This is a genomic window from Citrobacter sp. wls757 (assembly GCF_005280935.1).
Classification (GTDB): Bacteria; Pseudomonadota; Gammaproteobacteria; order Enterobacterales; family Enterobacteriaceae; genus Citrobacter; species Citrobacter portucalensis.
This window is the reverse complement of record NZ_SZWU01000039.1, coordinates 109,130-110,429: the sequence shown is the minus strand read 5'-3', so window position 1 is coordinate 110,429 and position 1,300 is coordinate 109,130. Positions and strand designations below refer to the sequence as shown.

Genomic DNA, 1,300 nt, shown 5'->3' with positions numbered 1-1,300 from the left:
AAAAGCCGGCCGTCGGGCCGGCTTTTTCGCTTACATCACCAGGCGGCGAATGTCAGACAGCATGTTGTTGATGATGGTGATAAAGCGCGCACCATCCGCACCGTCAATTACACGGTGGTCGAAGGAGAGCGAAATCGGCATCATCAGACGCGGCATAAACTCTTTACCGTTCCACACTGGCTCCATAGAGGACTTGGAGACACCGAGGATAGCCACTTCTGGCGCGTTCACAATCGGCGCGAAGTGGGTAGTACCCAGGCCACCGATGCTGGAGATGGTGAAGCAACCGCCCTGCATTTCGCCAGCGGTCAGCTTGCCATCACGCGCTTTCTTGGAGATCACGGTCAGTTCACGAGACAGCTCGGTAATGCTCTTCTTGTTCACGTCTTTGAAGACCGGAACAACCAGACCATTCGGAGTATCAACCGCTACACCGATGTTGATGTATTTCTTCAGGGTCAGGCGCTGACCGTCTTCAGACAGGGAGCTGTTGAAGCGCGGCATCTGTTCCAGAGCTGCGGCAACGGCTTTCATGATGAAGACTACTGGGGTGAATTTCACGTCCAGTTTACGTTTTTCAGCTTCGGCGTTCTGCTGTTTACGGAACGCTTCAAGATCGGTGATATCGGTCTTATCGAAGTGAGTAACGTGCGGGATCATCACCCAGTTACGGCTCAGGTTAGCACCAGAGATTTTCTGGATACGGCCCAGTTCCACTTCTTCGATTTCACCAAACTTGCTGAAGTCCACTTTCGGCCAAGGCAGCATGCCCGGGATACCGCCACCTGCTGCTGCAGCCGGAGCCGCTTCAGCACGCTTGATAGCGTCTTTCACGTAAGCCTGAACGTCTTCACGCAGGATACGACCTTTACGGCCAGAACCTTTCACTTTCGCCAGGTTCACACCGAATTCGCGCGCCAGGCGACGAATCAGCGGCGTTGCATGAACGTAAGCATCGTTTTCAGCAAACTCAGATTTGCCTTCCGCTTTTGCGGCCGGAGCTGCGGCTTGCGCAGGCGCTGGTGCAGCGGCCGGAGCCGGAGCTGCTGCTTGTGCAGGAGCGGCTGCAGGTGCTGCGCCTTCGACTTCGAAGACCATAATCAGAGAACCGGTTTTAACTTTGTCGCCGGTGCTGATTTTGATTTCTTTCACGGTACCCGCGAACGGTGCCGGAACTTCCATCGACGCTTTATCGCCTTCAACGGTGATCAGTGACTGCTCAGCGGCAATTTTATCGCCCACTTTAACCATCACTTCAGTGACTTCAACTTCGTCACCACCGATATCCGGTACGTTAACT

At 54.4% G+C, this 1,300-nt stretch carries 1 protein-coding gene; it reads right to left on the bottom strand.

Annotated features, from left to right (window positions below; all coding sequences use genetic code 11):
• Positions 1-30 precede the first annotated feature (30 nt).
• Positions 31-1,300 (bottom strand): pyruvate dehydrogenase complex dihydrolipoyllysine-residue acetyltransferase (aceF, locus tag FDW94_RS11070; protein WP_249358424.1); only part of this gene is annotated, 1,270 nt, incomplete at its 5' end.